16 protein-coding genes and 1 pseudogene are annotated in these 16,822 nt (G+C 41.7%); 6 read left to right on the forward strand and 11 right to left on the reverse strand.

Annotated features, from left to right (window positions below; translation table 11 throughout):
- Window positions 1–247 precede the first annotated feature (247 nt).
- Both groL and groES read right to left on the reverse strand, forming a co-directional pair.
- Complete coding sequence (gene groL / locus R8495_RS10345; protein ID WP_317635378.1) at window positions 248–1,873, reverse strand: chaperonin GroEL; 1,626 nt, start codon at window positions 1,871–1,873, stop codon at window positions 248–250.
- A 22-nt stretch (window positions 1,874–1,895) separates the two neighbouring features.
- Entirely contained in the window at window positions 1,896–2,177 is a 282-nt protein-coding gene (gene groES / locus R8495_RS10350) for a co-chaperone GroES (RefSeq protein ID WP_317635379.1), read from the reverse strand.
- 195 nt (window positions 2,178–2,372) lie between these two features.
- Here groES and R8495_RS10355 point away from each other — a divergent pair.
- The 5 genes and pseudogenes from R8495_RS10355 to lepB form a co-directional block, all read left to right on the forward strand.
- Window positions 2,373–2,621, forward strand: a pseudogene (locus R8495_RS10355) (GNAT family N-acetyltransferase); the annotation flags it as partial.
- A 36-nt stretch (window positions 2,622–2,657) separates the two neighbouring features.
- On the forward strand, window positions 2,658–3,341 hold the full coding sequence (rpiA, locus tag R8495_RS10360; protein ID WP_317636630.1) for a ribose-5-phosphate isomerase RpiA: 684 nt from the start codon (window positions 2,658–2,660) through the stop codon (window positions 3,339–3,341).
- Window positions 3,342–3,380: 39 nt separating this feature from the next.
- Window positions 3,381–4,721, forward strand: a complete 1,341-nt coding sequence (locus R8495_RS10365; RefSeq protein WP_317635380.1) for a C1 family peptidase — start codon at window positions 3,381–3,383, stop codon at window positions 4,719–4,721.
- A gap of 105 nt (window positions 4,722–4,826) precedes the next feature.
- The gene (locus R8495_RS10370) at window positions 4,827–6,920 is read left to right on the forward strand and encodes a KUP/HAK/KT family potassium transporter (RefSeq protein WP_317635381.1); all 2,094 of its coding nucleotides are present in this window, start codon (window positions 4,827–4,829) and stop codon (window positions 6,918–6,920) included.
- Between the two features lie 110 nt (window positions 6,921–7,030).
- Entirely contained in the window at window positions 7,031–7,579 is a 549-nt protein-coding gene (gene lepB, locus R8495_RS10375) for a signal peptidase I (RefSeq protein WP_317635382.1), read from the forward strand.
- Window positions 7,580–7,612: 33 nt separating this feature from the next.
- Here lepB and R8495_RS10380 read toward each other — a convergent pair whose 3' ends face one another.
- From R8495_RS10380 to R8495_RS10390, 3 genes are read right to left on the reverse strand one after another with little or no spacing between them, the layout of a single operon-like run.
- Window positions 7,613–7,888: a hypothetical protein gene (locus tag R8495_RS10380; protein WP_317635383.1), complete on the reverse strand. Its 276-nt coding sequence runs from the start codon at window positions 7,886–7,888 to the stop codon at window positions 7,613–7,615.
- An 8-nt stretch (window positions 7,889–7,896) separates the two neighbouring features.
- Window positions 7,897–8,409, reverse strand: a complete 513-nt coding sequence (locus R8495_RS10385) for a hypothetical protein (protein ID WP_317635384.1) — start codon at window positions 8,407–8,409, stop codon at window positions 7,897–7,899.
- The gene (locus R8495_RS10390; RefSeq protein ID WP_317635385.1) at window positions 8,402–9,586 is read right to left on the reverse strand and encodes a pyridoxal phosphate-dependent aminotransferase; all 1,185 of its coding nucleotides are present in this window, start codon (window positions 9,584–9,586) and stop codon (window positions 8,402–8,404) included. The genes R8495_RS10385 and R8495_RS10390 overlap by 8 nt, the downstream gene beginning before the upstream one ends.
- Before the next feature lie 290 nt (window positions 9,587–9,876).
- On the opposite strand from R8495_RS10390, the gene R8495_RS10395 reads away from it, so the two are divergent.
- On the forward strand, window positions 9,877–10,845 hold the full coding sequence (locus tag R8495_RS10395) for a zinc metalloprotease (protein ID WP_317635386.1): 969 nt from the start codon (window positions 9,877–9,879) through the stop codon (window positions 10,843–10,845).
- A 22-nt stretch (window positions 10,846–10,867) separates the two neighbouring features.
- Here the strand turns inward: R8495_RS10395 and R8495_RS10400 are convergent, their stop codons facing one another.
- The 6 genes from R8495_RS10400 to R8495_RS10425 form a co-directional block, all read right to left on the reverse strand.
- Window positions 10,868–12,052 (reverse strand): GH25 family lysozyme, encoded by a 1,185-nt coding sequence (locus R8495_RS10400; protein WP_317635387.1) that lies wholly within the window; start codon window positions 12,050–12,052, stop codon window positions 10,868–10,870.
- Between the two features lie 114 nt (window positions 12,053–12,166).
- A complete protein-coding gene (locus R8495_RS10405) occupies window positions 12,167–13,039 on the reverse strand; it encodes a cation diffusion facilitator family transporter (protein ID WP_317635388.1) in 873 nt (290 codons plus the stop codon).
- Window positions 13,040–13,832: 793 nt separating this feature from the next.
- Entirely contained in the window at window positions 13,833–14,225 is a 393-nt protein-coding gene (gene rpsI / locus R8495_RS10410) for a 30S ribosomal protein S9 (protein ID WP_317635389.1), read from the reverse strand.
- Between the two features lie 10 nt (window positions 14,226–14,235).
- Window positions 14,236–14,682: a 50S ribosomal protein L13 gene (gene rplM, locus R8495_RS10415; RefSeq protein ID WP_317635390.1), complete on the reverse strand. Its 447-nt coding sequence runs from the start codon at window positions 14,680–14,682 to the stop codon at window positions 14,236–14,238.
- 106 nt (window positions 14,683–14,788) lie between these two features.
- The gene (locus tag R8495_RS10420) at window positions 14,789–15,475 is read right to left on the reverse strand and encodes a metal-dependent hydrolase (protein WP_317635391.1); all 687 of its coding nucleotides are present in this window, start codon (window positions 15,473–15,475) and stop codon (window positions 14,789–14,791) included.
- A 44-nt stretch (window positions 15,476–15,519) separates the two neighbouring features.
- Window positions 15,520–16,752 (reverse strand): C40 family peptidase, encoded by a 1,233-nt coding sequence (locus R8495_RS10425; protein WP_317635392.1) that lies wholly within the window; start codon window positions 16,750–16,752, stop codon window positions 15,520–15,522.
- Window positions 16,753–16,822 lie beyond the last annotated feature (70 nt).

Below are 16,822 nucleotides of genomic sequence, written 5' to 3' on the forward strand. Positions count from 1 at the left end.
TTTACTCTGCGAACCTCTCTTTTACTCTGCGAACCTCTCTTTTACTCTGTGAACCTCTCTTTTACTCTGCGAACCTCTCTTTTACTCTGTGAACCTCTCTTTTACTCTGTGAAGCTCTCTTTTACTCTGCGAAGCTCAGTTTTACTCTGCGAACCTCTCTTTTACTCTGCGAAGCTCAGTTTTACTCTGCGAACCATTTAAAAACAAAAAAGCCGGAAATCTCCGACTTTTCCTTAAAACTATCTAATTACATCATACCCATTTGAGAAGGATCCATGCCACCTTGAGGAGCTGCTGCTTCTGGCTTTGGAATGTCAGCTACAGCTGCTTCAGTTGTTAACAGGGTTGCAGAGATTGATGCTGCGTTTTGCAATGCAGAGCGGCTAACTTTAGTTGGGTCAATAATACCAGCTTTAGCCATATCTTCCCACTTATCAGTTGCTGCATTGTAGCCAACGCCGGTCTTTTCGCTCTTCAACTTGTTCAAAATAACTGAACCTTCCAAACCAGCATTTGCCGCGATTTGGCGAACTGGTTCTTCCAAGGCGCGCATTACAATGTTAATTCCAGTTTGAACGTCGCCTTCTTCTTTGAGCTTAGCGATTTCAGGAATTACGTTAACCAAGGCAGTTCCACCACCTGCAACGTAGCCTTCTTCAACTGCAGCCCGAGTTGCATTTAAAGCATCTTCGATGCGATATTTCTTTTCTTTCAACTCAGTTTCAGTAGCAGCACCAACTTTGATCACTGCAACGCCACCTGCTAATTTAGCAAGTCTTTCTTGCAATTTTTCACGATCAAAATCAGAAGTAGTCTCACCAATCTGAGCTTTAATCTGATTTACGCGTTCTTCGATTGCTGAAGAACTACCAGCACCTTCAACAATTGTCGTGTTGTCTTTAGTAACTGTAACTTTATGAGCTTCGCCCAATTGATCCATCGTTACATCTTTTAATTCAAGTCCAAGGTCACTGCTGATTACAGTTCCGCCAGTCAAGATTGCAATATCTTCAAGTTGAGCTTTGCGACGGTCGCCAAAACCAGGAGCTTTAACAGCAACTACGTTAAATGTACCTCTAATTTTGTTCAAAACTAACGTTGGTAATGCTTCGCCATCTACATCATCAGCAATGATAAGTAATGCTTTGCCTGCTTTAACGATGTCTTGTAACAATGGCAAGATATCTTGAATGTTAGAAATCTTCTTGTCTGTGATCAAAATGTATGGATTATCAAGATCAGCTTCCATTTTGTCATTGTCAGTTACCATGTATTGGCTTAAGTAGCCGCGGTCAAATTGCATTCCTTCAACGACATCAACTTCCGTGTCAATCCCTTTTGATTCTTCAATCGTAATGACACCTTCGTGACCAACTTTCTCCATTGCGTCAGCGATTTCTTTGCCGACTTCTTCGCTGCTTGAAGAAACCGTTGCAACCTGAGCAATTTCATGTTTGTCAGAAACTTCATGCGAAATCTTGTGTAAACCTTCAACTGCAGCATTTGTTGCTAATTCGATTCCACGACGGATGCCAACAGGATTTGCACCTGCTGATACATTCTTCATTCCTTCACGGATGATAGCTTGTGCTAAAACTGTTGCAGTAGTCGTTCCGTCCCCTGCAATATCATTAGTCTTTGAAGCAACTTCGGCAACTAATTTAGCGCCCATGTTTTCGTATGGATTTTCTAATTCGATTTCTTTTGCGATTGTCACACCATCATTAGTAATGGTAGGAGAACCGTATGATTTTTCCAAAACGACGTTACGTCCTTTTGGTCCTAATGTTGTTTTTACTGTATCTGCTAATTTATCAACGCCTGCAAGCAATGAACGGCGTGCTTCTTCACCAAATTTAATATCTTTTGCCATCTATTATTAACCTCTATTTCTATTAGTCTTCAACCGCTAACAAGTCGCCAGCGCGGATTACCAAATATTCGTCATCATTATATTTAATCGAAGTACCTGAATACTTGTCATACCAAACAGTCTCTCCGACTTTAACATCGATTGGCATCCGATTGCCATGGTGATCGATTGCGCCAGGTCCAACTGCAATCACTTCACCAGAAGTCGGTTTCTCTTTCGCATTACCTGCTAATACGATTCCACCAACTTTTTCTTCTTCATTTCTTACCTTTACTAAAACACGATCACCTAATGGTTTAAGCAAATTTGTTTACCTCCAGTCATATTTTTTAGCACTACTTCTCTTCAAGTGCTAACTTCATGTTATATCTTAATCTTTTCTCGCCTCCTTGGCAAGTCTTTTTAACAAAATTGTTTAAATCGCGCAAAAAGCTGTAAATCAGTTGATTTTCAGGCGACATGTTTTACAATGAAGCAAGACGCAGAAAGGATATTAATGATGGATTTTCAAAGTGAGCCGGGAAGATTTTTCTTAAACGATCCCAGCGGAAAAATGTTAGCAGAAATTAAGTATATCGAAAGTGATAACGTACTAGATGTTGTTCACACTTTTGTCGATAGTTCCTTGCGCGGGCAAGGAATCGCAGGCAAGTTGCTTGAACAAGTCGTAATGAAGGCACGTGAATCTGGCGCCATGATTAAGCCGAGCTGTAGTTTTGCCAAAGCGGCTTTTGCGACCAATCCTGAGTATCAAAAATTACAGTACCGTGGAGATGAAGCACTCATCGCCCAAGAAAAAAAGAACGCTGGTAAGCGGGCGGCAGAGTTCGTCGAAGATCAGATGACCGTGGGACTCGGAACAGGCAGCACCGTATTCTACTTAGTTGAGGCTCTTGCCAAGCGAGTCAAAAATGAAACACTAAATATCACCGCTGTCGCAACGTCCAGTCGGACTGCTGAACTTGCCCAAAAGCTTGGGATTACGGTCAAATCATTAGATGAAGTTGATCATCTTGATTTAACCATCGATGGCGCAGATGAGATCGATGCTAATTTTCAAGGAATCAAAGGTGGTGGCGGCGCGCAAACGTTAGAGAAAATCGTTGCTTGTGCGAGCAGCAAAAATATTTGGATTGTCGATGAATTCAAAATGGTCTATAAGCTCGGAAATTTTGGTCTGCCGCTTGAAGTGATTCCTTTTGGCAGTAAAGAACTTTTTGCCCGCCTCAAACGAGAAGGACTTAAGCCTGCTTGGCGTCTAGACGAGAACAAAGAGCACGTATTGACGCATAATCATAATTATTTGATCGACTTGCGCTTAGGCTTAATCGAGCACCCGCATCTTCTTGCCAACTGGCTTGATCATCAAGTTGGAATCGTCGAGCACGGCTTGTTTCTCGATGTTGTTGATACTGTCGTGGTCGGAAAATCAGAAAAAACTGAAGTTATTCCTGCAATTCGTCGCTAAATGGAATACAATAGGTAAAAAAGAAAAAAGAGGTAATCTATGAGTTTTGAAATTTCCAGTCAATTAACTGATTCTTTTGCTTATCAAGTTAAAAATGAACCCCAAAGCAAAAATCTAATGCAAGCCGTTGGTAACAACGGGATCTATCAAGTTGCCGAAAATCCGGATTCAATTCGAGCGATGCGGCCAACTTTTTCAATCGATCTTGAAACCGGTGAAGTCGCTAACCAGCGCCAATCAGGTCGCTGCTGGATGTTTGCCGCACTAAATACAATGCGCCACGACATGCAAAATCGCTACAACCTCGACAAGTTCGAATTATCCCAAAACTACACTTTCTTCTGGGACAAATTCGAAAAGAGTAACTACTTCTATGAAAATGTTATTAACACGGCTAATGAAGATAGCGGCTCACGTCGTTTTGATTTCCTGATGACCACTCCACAGCAAGATGGTGGTCAATGGGACATGTTGTGTGCAATCATTGAGAAATACGGAATTGTACCAGCTGAAATCATGCCAGATAACGCTAATGCAACTAATTCAAGAAGTTTAAATCAGACTTTGAACACTAAATTGCGCCACGACGCAGTAGTTTTGCGTAACGCTATTCATAGTGGCAAAACGGCTGCCGAAGTTGAATCAATGCGCCAATTGATGTTACAAGATATTTATCGCCTTTTGGTGTTTGCTTTAGGTCCCGTCCCAAGCGAATTTGATTGGGAATACCTGGATAAGGACAAGAAATATCATCGGGAAGCTGGACTTACTCCTAAGACTTTCTATGATAAATTTATCGGATGGAATCTTTCTGACTACATTTCGATTATCAACGCGCCAACCGAAGACAAGCCTTACAATCAGCTTTACACCGTCGATCTTCTTGGTAACATTGTCGGCGGCCGCGAAGTAAGACATTTGAATCTGGAAATGGATCGCGTGAAAGAATTAGTTATCGCTCAATTAAAAGACGGCGAAGGAGTTTGGTTCGGTAGTGATGTCGGTAAATCTTCTGATCGCCAAAAAGGAATCATGGATCCAGATCTTTACACTCTCGACACTCTTTTCTCAACGGATTTCTCAATGAGCAAAGCTGAACGCTTAGACTACGACGAATCACTGATGACTCACGCAATGGTCATCACCGGAGTTGATCTCGTCGATGACAAGCCAACCAAATGGAAAGTTGAAAATTCATGGGGTGATAAGCCTGGTGCCAAAGGGTATTTCGTCATGAGTGATGAATGGATGAGTGAATTTGTTTATCAAGCTGTCATCAACAAGAAGTACCTGACAAGCGATGAACAGTACGTTTATGATAGTCAATATAGTAATCCGACGATCTTAAAACCGTGGGATCCAATGGGGGCTCTCGCTTAATTTTTGTCGTAAATTAACCGCAGCGCCCAATCGCACGAGTGCGTGCGGTTTTTTTGCTTAGAGGCCAAGTTATTTTACAAAGAATTTAAAAACCGAGAAAAAAGTATGAAAGATATTTACAATAAGAAACCTGATGCTCATAAATCATTAACCAAAGTTAGTGTTGGGACAATTCTAATTACCCTTGGTGTGGTCTACGGTGATATTGGAACTTCGCCGCTCTATGTTATGAAGGCAATCTTGGCTGACAACGGGGGAATTGGCAAAGTTAGTCCTGATTACGTTATTGGCGCGCTGTCGCTCGTTTTCTGGACTGTGATGATTATGACTACGCTCAAATACGTCTTAATTGCTTTAAAAGCCGATAACAAAGGGGAAGGCGGGATCTTTTCCCTTTATACACTTGTCAGAAAACGCCATCGCTGGTTAATCATTATTGCGATGATTGGGGGCGCCTCTTTACTGGCTGATGGGATGTTGACGCCAGCGGTGACCGTAACTACAGCCGTCGAAGGGCTTAAAGGCGTCAAAATGTTTGGCAACACGCTCGTTACCGATCAAAGAGAAGTCATTATCATGACCGTGATCATCCTGTCAATTTTATTTTTCATTCAAAAATTTGGTACCAATAGCATTGGACGCTTGTTCGGACCAGTGATGGCAGTCTGGTTCACCTTCCTCGGCGCGGCGGGACTATTTTATGTGATGCAGGATTGGACGATCTTAAGAGCGCTCAATCCGATTTACGCAATCAAAATTCTGTTCTCGCCTGAAAATCATTCCGGCATTTTCATTCTGGGAAGCGTCTTTCTTGCCACGACAGGAGCCGAAGCCCTTTATTCTGACATGGGGCACGTCGGCGCCAAAAATATCTACGCCAGCTGGCCATACGTTTGCATCTGCTTAGTCCTGAACTATCTTGGTCAGGGAGTTTGGATTTTAAATAATCGGTCTAACACCGCTCTTGCAGCTGCCAGCGAAATGAATCCATTTTATAGCATGCTTCCTAAAAACATCTTGATCTTTGGGATTATTATCTCGACTTTGGCCGCCATCATTGCCTCACAGGCGCTGATTTCAGGTTCTTATACCTTGGTCTCAGAAGCAATTAAGCTCAAAATTCTGCCACGACTGAAAATTATTTACCCAACTAACATTAAAGGCCAGCTCTACATTCCTTCAGTCAACAATTTGATGTGGGTAATTTGTGTGCTGATTGTCTTCTATTTCAGAACTTCCAGTCACATGGAAGCCGCTTACGGGCTAGCCATTACTCTTACGATGTTGATGACGACGCTTTTGTTATACCAATTTATGCGCTTAAAGAAATTAAAACCAATTTTTGCGGCGGCAATCGTGCTTTTCTTCGGATCGATTGAAACAATTTTCTTCCTATCAAGTTTGGTTAAATTCACTCACGGTGGTTACGTCACGGCCATTATTGCCCTATCGATTCTAGCAGTGATGTCGATCTGGTCCTATGGTGGCACAATCAAAGCGGCCGATTCATACCAAGCCGATGCAGTTTCAATCCTTTCATTCAAAGATCAATTGCACACCCTCAGCAATGATGATTCACTACCAGTTTTTGCTACTAATTTGATTTGCCTCTGCAAGAGTCACGCGCCAACAAAAATCAAGCGCGACATTATGTACTCGATTCTGGATAAACGGCCTAAGCGGGCTAAAGTTTACTGGTTTGTGACCGTTAATGTCACCGACGAGCCTTACACTCAAAAATATACCGTTGAAACTTATGACACAGATTATCTTGTGAATATCCAGCTGTACCTCGGATTTCGCGTTGATCAGAAAATCAACGTTTTCATGCGCCAAGTCGTCAATGACCTCATGCAAGATGGAACAATTCCGCGTCAACCACAGAAGTACACTATTATTCCTGACCGTCAAGTCGGCGATTTCTCATTCTTAATTATTAAAGATGAACTTTCACCGGAAACCGAACTGCCGCCGTTTGAGAAATTTATCGTGCGGGCACGGCTTTCGATTGAAAAAATTACCATCGCACCAGATCGCTGGTACGGCCTGGAGTACGCAGATACCTCAATTGAACATGTTCCATTAATGCTTCATTCGGTCAAAAAACGCTATTCAATCTACAATCACTTAAAACGCGTCCCCGTTGAAGAAACCCAAGACATGAATGTTGATTCAGAAATTGATGATTCGCTCGAGTAAAAGCACCACTTTGCTGTGATGCTTTTTTTGCGAAAAAAAGCCTTTCTATTTTCGAAGTTCAATTTATAATTAAAGGAAATCTATTGTAAACTTCTTAGATGGAGTATTCTGTGAAAAAGAAAACATTTCTCAAAAAATTTTTTGAATACGGACTGTTGATTAGCGTCTTGCTACTCATCTCCAACCTATTGATGGCTTTCATCTTCTCCAGCGAAACGATCGATGGCCAGTCGATGGAACCTAATTTTACCGACGGAGATATGGTTTTGAGCCTTCGGATTTCACCGATCAAGCGCGGAGATGTTATTATCTTTAAAGCGCCAAAGGACCCGGATAAATACTACGTCAAAAGAGTGATTGGTCTTCCTGGCGATCGGGTCGAAGCCAAGCAAGATCGGCTTTATATCAATGGCGAAATCCAAAAGGAAAAGTATCTTAACGATTTCCAATCCGAGAAACATGCAACTGATCTAACGAAGGATTTCACCTTACAAAAGCTACAGCATGTCAACGAAGTGCCAGCGGGGGAGTATTTCGTCCTTGGCGATAATCGAACCATTTCTGAAGATTCACGCTCCTACGGCTTTATCAAACGCTCTAGCATCATTGGCAAGGTGTTCACTCGCTTCTGGCCAATCGGCCGTTTCAAACTTTTTTAGCAACAAAAAATAGCTATCAACGTAGCTATTTTTTTATTTATCTTCAGTTTCAGGATTTTTCTTGGTCGATTTCTTAGCTTTCAATTCTTTGCCATTAGCGTCAATCGCTGTACACAGTGACTGGCGTACTATAACAAAACTATTAGGCAAATTCAGCGTCGTGATGGGACTTGGCTCGCCATTATCATCAACTACAACAAGTGCTGAATTCTCATAAAGCTTTATCACTTCACCTTCAAAAGGAATACTAACGCCCTCTCCCTTACTAACCTTAACTCGATCACCAATTTCAATACTCTTCTTTGCCATCACATTCCTCAATCTTCAAAAATTTCTTCTTCAATCCCTTGATAAATAAAATACCGATGTTCCTTGACTTGTGCCAAATCAGCGGATATTTCAATCTCTTCAATAAAATACGGTTTATCGCTGTGCCCCAACATCTTGGGGAGCACAACTTGTTCTTTATCTGCTGCATTGTAAACTAACTGCAGACTAAATTCAACCGGCAAAATCTGCCACCCTAGATTCGCTTCTTTTGCCTCCACCCCGCTGCCAGCAGGCAGCTCTAGGCTTAGCCACTTATCTGGCCGCACTTTAGGACACTGCGTTAAATCCAGGCCAATCCACTGAATGAATTTCTCAGAGCCAAATTGGATCACTCCCAAAGCGGTAATCGGCAACTTTTGGGCCGTCAGTTTGTTTGCTGTCTCAATAAAATCTGGGCTTTGGAAAAATTCCGTCCAAGCATTCTGAAAACTTCCATTCTCAGCCATCTCAGCTGGAAAATGCGGCAGTCCGCCAAAAATTCTTACATTTTTACTAATCATTTGTTAAATACTCTTTAATTCTGGCAAAAGCTGCCTGTAAAATTTTTTCATCCTTTGCATAACTCAAACGTACGTAGCCTGGCAAGTCAAAACCCTCTCCTGCCGCTAGCGCAACATGTTTCTTATCTAATAAATCGAGCACTAATTCATTAGTACACGTTAATTTTTTGCGAGCAAGAATTGCGGGATCTACTCGCAAAAAACAATAAAATGCTCCCTGTGGTTTCTCAGCCATTGTTAATCCAGGAATATCTTCAAGCGCGTTCAAGGAATAATTGAGTCTTGATTCAAAGATCTCGCGCATTCCTTTTGCTGCCGTATTATCGCTATTAATGGCCGCAAGAGCTGCATACTGTGAAACCGCAGCCGGATTTGATGTCATATGATCGAGCACTTCTCCCATTTTGACAATGATCTGTTCATCAGCAATCGCCCATCCAATGCGCCAGCCGGTCATCGAATAAGTTTTCGAGACGCCATCGACTACGATCAATTGACTATCCTTAACCCCCGAAAGCTCCAAAACACTGGTAAATTTAGCACCATTGTAAACCAGATTACCATAAATTTCGTCAACAATTAAAAAGACATCGTTTACCGCCGCCCAGTCGATCAACTCCTGTAACTCATCTTTGGTATAAAGGGCACCAGTCGGATTCGTCGGGTTATTGATAATCACTGCTTTTGGCATAAAATCAAGTTCCAAAAGCTCAGCAGTTGTCAGTTTCATAGCTGGATTTTGCGGATAAACGGCAAAAACATTACCCTGACAAAGCAATACTTGCTGAGAGTAGCTGACCCAATAAGGCGCAGGAATCACTACTTTCTCACCATCTGAAATCAAAATCTGCATCAAAGCATAAAGCACAAGTTTAGCACCTGTGGCGACCCCAACGTTTTTTCTGCTGAGCGGATCGATAGTTTGATGATTATTAGCAATCGCTCGACGCAGCTCGTCAAGGCCAAGTGTTGGGGTGTAGAAACTTGTCAGGCCTGCATCAATTGCCTGTTTAGCGGCTTTAGTAATGAACCCGGGAGTCGCAAAATCTGGCTCGCCCACTGACAAATCGATAACGTCAGCTCCTTGCTGAGCTAACTCCTTAGCACGGCGCCCCATTTGTAAAGTGGCAGAGGGACCCACGCCTGCCATTCTTTTTGCAAAACGATAATTTTTCATTTCTCCCCACATCTTTTTTAATCAATTATACAACATTATTCGTTTGCCTTCAGGGCATTTTACAGCACCGAGCTGCTATGTTTGACCCCGACAAAGAGCATCGTCGCAAGCATCATAAGAAATAACAGCACCAGAAGGTCTGCCAAACTTCCCGCCCGACCGTTTATAATAAGTTTGATTTTTCATCTTCATCTCAGTTATGATAAACTCATGAATAAAAAAATAAAATTTTGATGTTTTTGTTAGGCTGCGCGCTCGGTGGCTTCCTCGGATGGGAATTTGCCGCAATCATGACCAACAAAAACCAATTTAATTTTCCTATTTTCATCGTCAGTCTTATCGGTGCTTGGTATTGTCACATAGTTTGCCACGAAGCAGGACATGCTGTCTTCGGACTAATCTCAGGCTATCACTTCCTCAGCTTTCGGATCGGCTCATGGGTCGCAACCAAATCTGATGGCAAAATAAAGCTTAATCATTTTAAGGTTCCCGGCATTTTGGGGCAATGCTTGATGATTCCGCCCAAATTTACAACCGCCAAAAATTATCCTTTTCGCCGCTACTTGTTGGGCGGGGTCATCATCAATATTATCATTACTGGTGTTTCCATTCTTTTGTACCCAAGCGCTCCAAGCGTTTGGTCAGCCTTCATTTTTTGCGGACTGATGTTTATTGTGTTAAACGGGATTCCCTACAGTTTTAATGACGCAATGTCTTTTAAAATTGCTCAAAAAAGCGAAACTGGAACTTGGCTCCTTTATGTCCAATTAGCTGTCAATGCTGAGCTTAATCAAGGACTAACTCTTATTGAAATGCCAGCGGAATTCTTCAAAGATCTGGGAAATGATGTCCAAACTAGCTACTTTGGAACGTGGCAAGAAACTTTGCGAGCGCAACAAATGCTTGAAAATCAAGATTACAACTCAGCGATTGATTTGCTTGTCCCGCTTTGGGAGCACAAAAATCAAATAATCCCGCTTATTCAACTGACAATCGCTGGTGACTTGCTCTTTGCTCGTTGTCTAGTGGATCCGCAGAATCCCCAAAATCAGGAACTCTGGAAGTTTTGTAACAAGCAAAAATCCTTTAAACAGAAACTTTTAGGTAATCTGCGCGTCAAAGCTGCATATCTAGCACTAATTGAAAATGATGTCCCAGCTGCTGAGCAGTTGATGAACTCCGCCGATCAATTCATATCGCCCAGCCGCGGTGAGAAAATTTTCGAAGAAAAGCTAATCTCCGCAATAAAAAACGCCTGAAATAAATTCAAGCGAATCTTAGTTAGTTCTCAAGTGTTGGTGCTTGGGTGAATCCATTAGGGTTCGTTGCAAACTTTGCCGGAATCCATTGATTTTTGCCCAATTCATACCAATATTCACCGTTAGATTTAACTTGTGCGATAATCTTCCAGTCGCTGCCGTCCGGCAAATAGCGCCCGGTTGGCTGGCGAGTATCAAGATCGTAACTGTCCCATAGCACCACACCATAGCCTGGTAAGTAATTAATTGTGGCAATTGGGGTCCCATTTGGATCGCTGTTTGGCAAAACTGTCTCAACATTTGAATATCCATTCGGATTGCTCGTGTAACGGGCCGGAATCCACTGATTGTAACCTAAAGCATACCAATATTCGCCGTGAATTTTGGCCTGCAAAACCACCTTCCAAGAACTGCCATGTGGTAAATAGCGACCAGTTGGTTGACGTGTATAAATGTCATAGCCCGTCCAAAGCATGATTCCATAGCCTGGCACAAAATTAATCCGCGTGATCGGCTCCTTGCTGGTGAAAAGTCCGCCGTAATCATAGCTAGCATCCACATGCATGCCATTAAAATGGTTGGTATACTGCCAGGCCGTCGCATCACTCACACCTGAATCACTTGCGTTATAGCGAGCAACCCAGGCTGGATAAGTCCGCGGCAATTTGTTATTCCAAAACCAAGAAGCCATCGAATAGATAACCTGATTGTGATATCCTAGACGCGCCAACTCGGCTTGAAAAGCGATCGTATCGTTGTAAGTATCAGTAATTATCTTATCTTCAACATCGTCTACCATCAAAACGTCTTTACCAAAACCAAGAGCTTGCGCGCGACTTGCAAAAAAGTTAGCTTCTGCACGAGCTTGATCTGCCCCTTGGTATTTAGCATGGTGATACAAGCTCACCTTCATTCCGCGATTTTTGGCAGCTTGAATCTGCTGGCTCGCATTGGGATTATAGTAATTATCTCCTTTTGCACCGCCTTGCGTAATTTTGACCACAACACCGGAGATGCCATTATCGACCAATTGATCCATGAACGCCTGCGTTGCAGGTTGCCATTCGGAAACATCGGCGAACTGACTGGCTGCCTTCGTAGCAGTCAAGTTGGCTTTAAAGCCAAACGTGACTAAAAAGAGCAAAAAGGCAAGGATAAATCTTCTTTTTCTAATAATTTTAGTTACCTCCTGATTATTACTAAACATATTGTACTAAAAACAAAAACAATTGTTTGGCAACCAGCGGACTTTAAGTAAAATTTAAGCACCAGCACAAGGATAAATTCAAAATACGTAAATCTTTTTATCAAAATTGAATCTTTACTCGTCAGGCTCAACATGAACATCAACGTCGTAAATTTGAAATTGATCTTGAAGCATAACTCTAATTTGTTCAGTAATCGCATGACTTTGACGCACCGACATTTCGGGATCGATGGCGATCACCAAATCCAGATAGACGTTGCTGCCCGAACTTCGTCCTTTGATGCTCTTAATCCCGCCAACACCCTCAATATCATTGATCGCAACGATATAGTCATCTAAATTTTTGTCATTAAATCCATCCGAAAGGGAAAATGCGCTCTCGCGAAAAATTCCTAGTGCGGTCTTTAAAATCATGACCCCGACTACAATTGCCGTGACTCCATCAACCCAGCTAAACCCCATTGTTGCGGCAAAAATTGCAATCGCAGTCCCGAGACTAGTTAAAACATCATTGCGATTGTCCTTGGCAGCCGCTTTTAACGCCGAGCTGTGCGCGTCTTCGGCCAGCCTACGATTTACCAAGTAAACAGCGAGCATCACGCCAGCCGAAATAACCCCAACAATTGCCGCCAGCAAGTCTGGCGTCGAGTGATTTCCTTTGATAAAACTGCGAGCTGAAGAGATCAAGACTTCCAAACCCACCAGTAGCATGATTAAAGAAGTCACAAGACTTGCAAGATTTTCAATCTTCCAGTGACCATAACGATGATCACGGTCAGCTGGCTTTTGAGCGAGCACAAGCCCAATTAAAACCAGAAATGACGAAATAATATCAGTAAAATTATTTAACCCATCAGCACTCAAAGCCTCTGACTTTGCAATATTACCAACAATGATCTTAAAAATAGAAATTAACGTGTAAGCGGCGATGCTAATGAGCGCTCCCGCTTTTGCTTTTTTGAAATTCTCAACTGAACTTTGAGTCAACCTTGGCCTCCGTTTCGGACATTAGTTTCCTCCAAAATTAAATTTTTTCAAAAAAATTGCGTATTTATGAGTAGGAGGATAAAAATGAAAAATAAAATAATTGCGCCAACCGACGATTTATGTTTAGCTTCTTATTTGGCAGCAAATCATACATCGATAGCAGTACTCATCTCATCAATGATTGCCTAGGATTGAACTGCCCAGCATCACAAATGAAGATTATTAATCCATTTGATATTGAGCTGGTCACAAATCCGGCTAGCTCCGATGGAGACAGCTGCTGATGTGAGGTATAATGCTTTTAATAGTATTCCAATTACGATGGAAATGCAAAATAAAAAGAACAACGATTTTTTCGCACGTGCTCTGTACTATTAACAAGTGCATATCGGGATAACTATAAAAAATTACAAGGCGCTAAGAATCGCTATGAAAACCTTGGCGCCGCTTGCAGTCGGTTCAGGTTGTCCGCACCTTTTATGTCAAACGTTTATTGAGTTAAACAAAAAGAAATTTATTACTCCGGCCGGGTCCTTACTTCATTAAAAACGGCCTTGAGCGGGAGTCGTCTCCAGATTACATTATAAGTTTAGCCGATATTGTTTCTTAGAGGAAAGAATCAAGACCACAATAAAAGTCAAAAGAAACGATCAATTAAAATTCGCTCAAAAATTATTAGAACGTCGAATGGACCTCTCTGATATTCAAGAACTCACAGGACTCCTGATCGATGAATTTGAAAAATTACGGTAAAAAAAGACTGGTCAACGACCAATCTTTTTTGTTTGAAATCTTAACGTTTACTAAATTGTGATGCTTTCCGAGCTTTCTTCAAACCTGGTTTCTTACGTTCCTTCATTCGAGGGTCACGTTTAAGAAAACCGTTCTTCTTCAAAGAGCTCCGGAAATCAGGATCGACTTTCAACAAAGCCCGTGCAATCCCGTGTCTTGTCGCACCAGCTTGGCCAGAAAAACCACCGCCGCGTACATTAACTCGCGCGTCAAAAGTACCAGCAGTTGCTGTAACATCAAAAGGCTGATTCAAATCCTTCAGCAAACTTGCATATGGAAAATAATCACTTGCCTCTTTACCATTCATCACAACTTTTCCAGTACCAGGAGTTAAAATGACCTGTGCGACAGAATCTTTTCTTCTGCCTGTACCTTGATACATAACCTTATCCATCAATTACCTCCTAGATCCGACTCAAAATATCTAATACTTCAGGTTTTTGTGCTTGATGCTCATGTTCTGCACCAGCATAAACGTGCAACTTCAAAAGCTGCTTATGACCTAAAGAATTCTTATTGGGAAGCATTAAGCGAACTGAGTTCTCAATCAAGCGAACAGGATTTTGTTCCCGTAAGTGTCCAGCACTGATTGACTTCAAACCGCCAGGATAACGTGAATGCTTGTAATAGATCTTCTTTGTAGCTTTGCGGCCGGTCAAAGCCACTTTGCTAGCGTTAATTACTATTACATAATCACCCGTATCAACGTTTGGGGTATAGATTGGTTTATTCTTGCCGCGTAAAATGCTCGCAACAACTGATGAAAGACGTCCCAAAGGAATGTCAGTAGCATCAACTACATACCACTTTTTTTCAACATCAGATTTCTTTGCTAAATATGTGGATCGCATTATTTCTCCTTAATAATTGTCTAACTCTACTCTAAGATTCCGGGGCTTATCGTGGAGGTAAACAAGACCAATGATTATTATACTCTGATTTACGCCAGAGTGAAAGCTAAAAATCAAACTCTTCATCAACATTTGGCAATTCCACCACACCTTGGGGCAACATTTGTTGAAATTCGATTGGATCAGCCTTAATCGGCGGAAAAGTATTGTAATGAATCGGAATAACTTTTTTTGCTTTTAAAAATTCAGCTGCTAGCGCAGCATCAGAGCTGTCCATCGTATAACTGCCGCCAATTGGAAGAAATGCTAAATCAACAGGCTGTTTTCTAGCGACCAATTTCAAATCACTAAAAAGCCCAGTATCACCTGCTATATAAATTAGCTTGTCTTCTGCGCTGAGGGCAAAACCAGCAGCAACTCCCATGGGAAGCGGAATTCCCTGGTAATCCATAGCATCAGTATGCCACGCAGGACAAAGTTTCAATTGAAATTCCGGTCCGTAATAAGTCCCACCAAAATTCAAATAGTCAATTACTGCCACTCCTTCAGTGCGTGCAAGAACATGTGCAAAATCCGTTTGGGCTACAATCGTCGCTTTCGTGCGTTTAGCAATTTCAATAGCATTTCCTAAGTGATCCGCATGGGCATGAGTCAAAACAATAAAATCGGGATTAAGTTTTTCAGGAGTAACTTTTGTAAAAGGATTCTCCGAAATAAAAGGATCAAACAAGATCGTCTTACCTGCATTTAACTTTATTTGAAAAGCTGCGTGACCAAAATAAGTAATTTTCATATTTCTCCTTCTAACAAAAAAAGCCTCAAACGAGACTTCTCAAATTAAATGCGTCGTGCACAAGTTGGTGTGAAGTAAGCCATACTTCCATATGTTACTGATTGTCCTGGTGCTGGAGCATGGATATACTGTCCGCCACCAGCATAAATTGCGACGTGATAGCAATTACTGCCGCTACCCCAGAATAAGAGGTCGCCAGGCTGAATCTGACTCATCGGTACTGCTGTTCCACAGTTAACCTGAGCATAAGTAGTTCTTGGTAAGCTAACGCCTGCTTGTCTAAATACATATTGTACTAGACCTGAACAGTCAAATCCTGCAGGAGTGGTACCACCCCAAACGTAAGGAACGCCAAGATATTGAGCTGCAAGTCCTACAACACCTGTTGCTGCAGGGCGGTTAGAATTGCTCACTCCTCCAACACTTCCGCTTTGAACAGAAACTCCTGCGTAATTGTTAGAAGAACCTTGAGATCCACCATTATAAGAAGCGTTAACAGCAATTGCATCACTAGAATTAGCAGCACTAGCAGTTGCTTGTTCTGCTTCTTTAGCTTTTGCCTCTTGTTCAGCACTAGCTGCAGCAATTGCATTACTCAATTCACTCTGTAACTGACTGATTTCGTCTTTGTGAGCTTCCAATTGAGTTGACAAGCTGTCAGAACTTGACTGTGCTTGTTCCTTCAATGTTACCAACTGGTCTCGATCAGATTCTAACTGATTCTTAGTCGCAACTAATTCTTCTTTTTTGCTTGATTTTTGACTCTTTAAATCATCTAGTTCGCGCGTAGCTTTCTGAACTGAGCGAAGCGTACCTTGGCTTGCTGAGTTTAGCTTGTTAACGGTAAAAGCACGACCGATTAAATCAGATAAATCACTACTGCCTAAGATAAAATCTAGAAAAGTGTTGCCCGTAACCGAGTTATTACTAGCTGCCTGTAACGAACGAACTTGATCTTTTAGATTATCTTTTCTTTTATCGATTTCAACTTTTTTAACGTCAATCTGCTTACCTAAGGAGTCGATCTGACTATTTGTATCTTTGATCTTAGACTGTGCATCATTAATGGCAACGACTTTGTCGGAAACTTGGTTATTAAGTTTCGCAACCTGATTTTGCGCATCGCTGATCTGCTTAAGTAAAGAGTTTGATTCAATTTTCTTGATTTCAATCTGAGAGTTCTTCTCAGAGACAGTATCAGCACTAACAGGACTTACTCCCATTGCTGAAACTGTACCAAATGCTATTACTGAAATAAATATTTTTTTTAGTTGCATGGCTTCCTCGAATTTTTTATCGAAATAAGTATAACAAATCGAGTGTTACATCACTGTTACAAACCGATTA

The sequence above is a fragment of the Xylocopilactobacillus apicola genome, from assembly GCF_033095985.1.
GTDB lineage: Bacteria > Bacillota > Bacilli > Lactobacillales > Lactobacillaceae > Xylocopilactobacillus > Xylocopilactobacillus apicola.

Coding starts and splice junctions, on each gene's coding strand:
- rpsI (WP_317635389.1), bottom strand. CDS start 14,225: ATGGATAAGGTTATGTATCAAGGTACAGGCAGAAGAAAAGATTCTGTC.
- R8495_RS10365 (WP_317635380.1), top strand. CDS start 3,381: ATGAGTTTTGAAATTTCCAGTCAATTAACTGATTCTTTTGCTTATCAA.
- R8495_RS10380 (WP_317635383.1), bottom strand. CDS start 7,888: ATGGCAAAGAAGAGTATTGAAATTGGTGATCGAGTTAAGGTTAGTAAG.
- R8495_RS10395 (WP_317635386.1), top strand. CDS start 9,877: ATGACCAACAAAAACCAATTTAATTTTCCTATTTTCATCGTCAGTCTT.
- R8495_RS10425 (WP_317635392.1), bottom strand. CDS start 16,752: ATGCAACTAAAAAAAATATTTATTTCAGTAATAGCATTTGGTACAGTT.
- R8495_RS10390 (WP_317635385.1), bottom strand. CDS start 9,586: ATGAAAAATTATCGTTTTGCAAAAAGAATGGCAGGCGTGGGTCCCTCT.
- groL (WP_317635378.1), bottom strand. CDS start 1,873: ATGGCAAAAGATATTAAATTTGGTGAAGAAGCACGCCGTTCATTGCTT.
- R8495_RS10385 (WP_317635384.1), bottom strand. CDS start 8,409: ATGATTAGTAAAAATGTAAGAATTTTTGGCGGACTGCCGCATTTTCCA.
- R8495_RS10400 (WP_317635387.1), bottom strand. CDS start 12,052: ATGTTTAGTAATAATCAGGAGGTAACTAAAATTATTAGAAAAAGAAGA.
- rplM (WP_317635390.1), bottom strand. CDS start 14,682: ATGCGATCCACATATTTAGCAAAGAAATCTGATGTTGAAAAAAAGTGG.
- R8495_RS10420 (WP_317635391.1), bottom strand. CDS start 15,475: ATGAAAATTACTTATTTTGGTCACGCAGCTTTTCAAATAAAGTTAAAT.
- R8495_RS10370 (WP_317635381.1), top strand. CDS start 4,827: ATGAAAGATATTTACAATAAGAAACCTGATGCTCATAAATCATTAACC.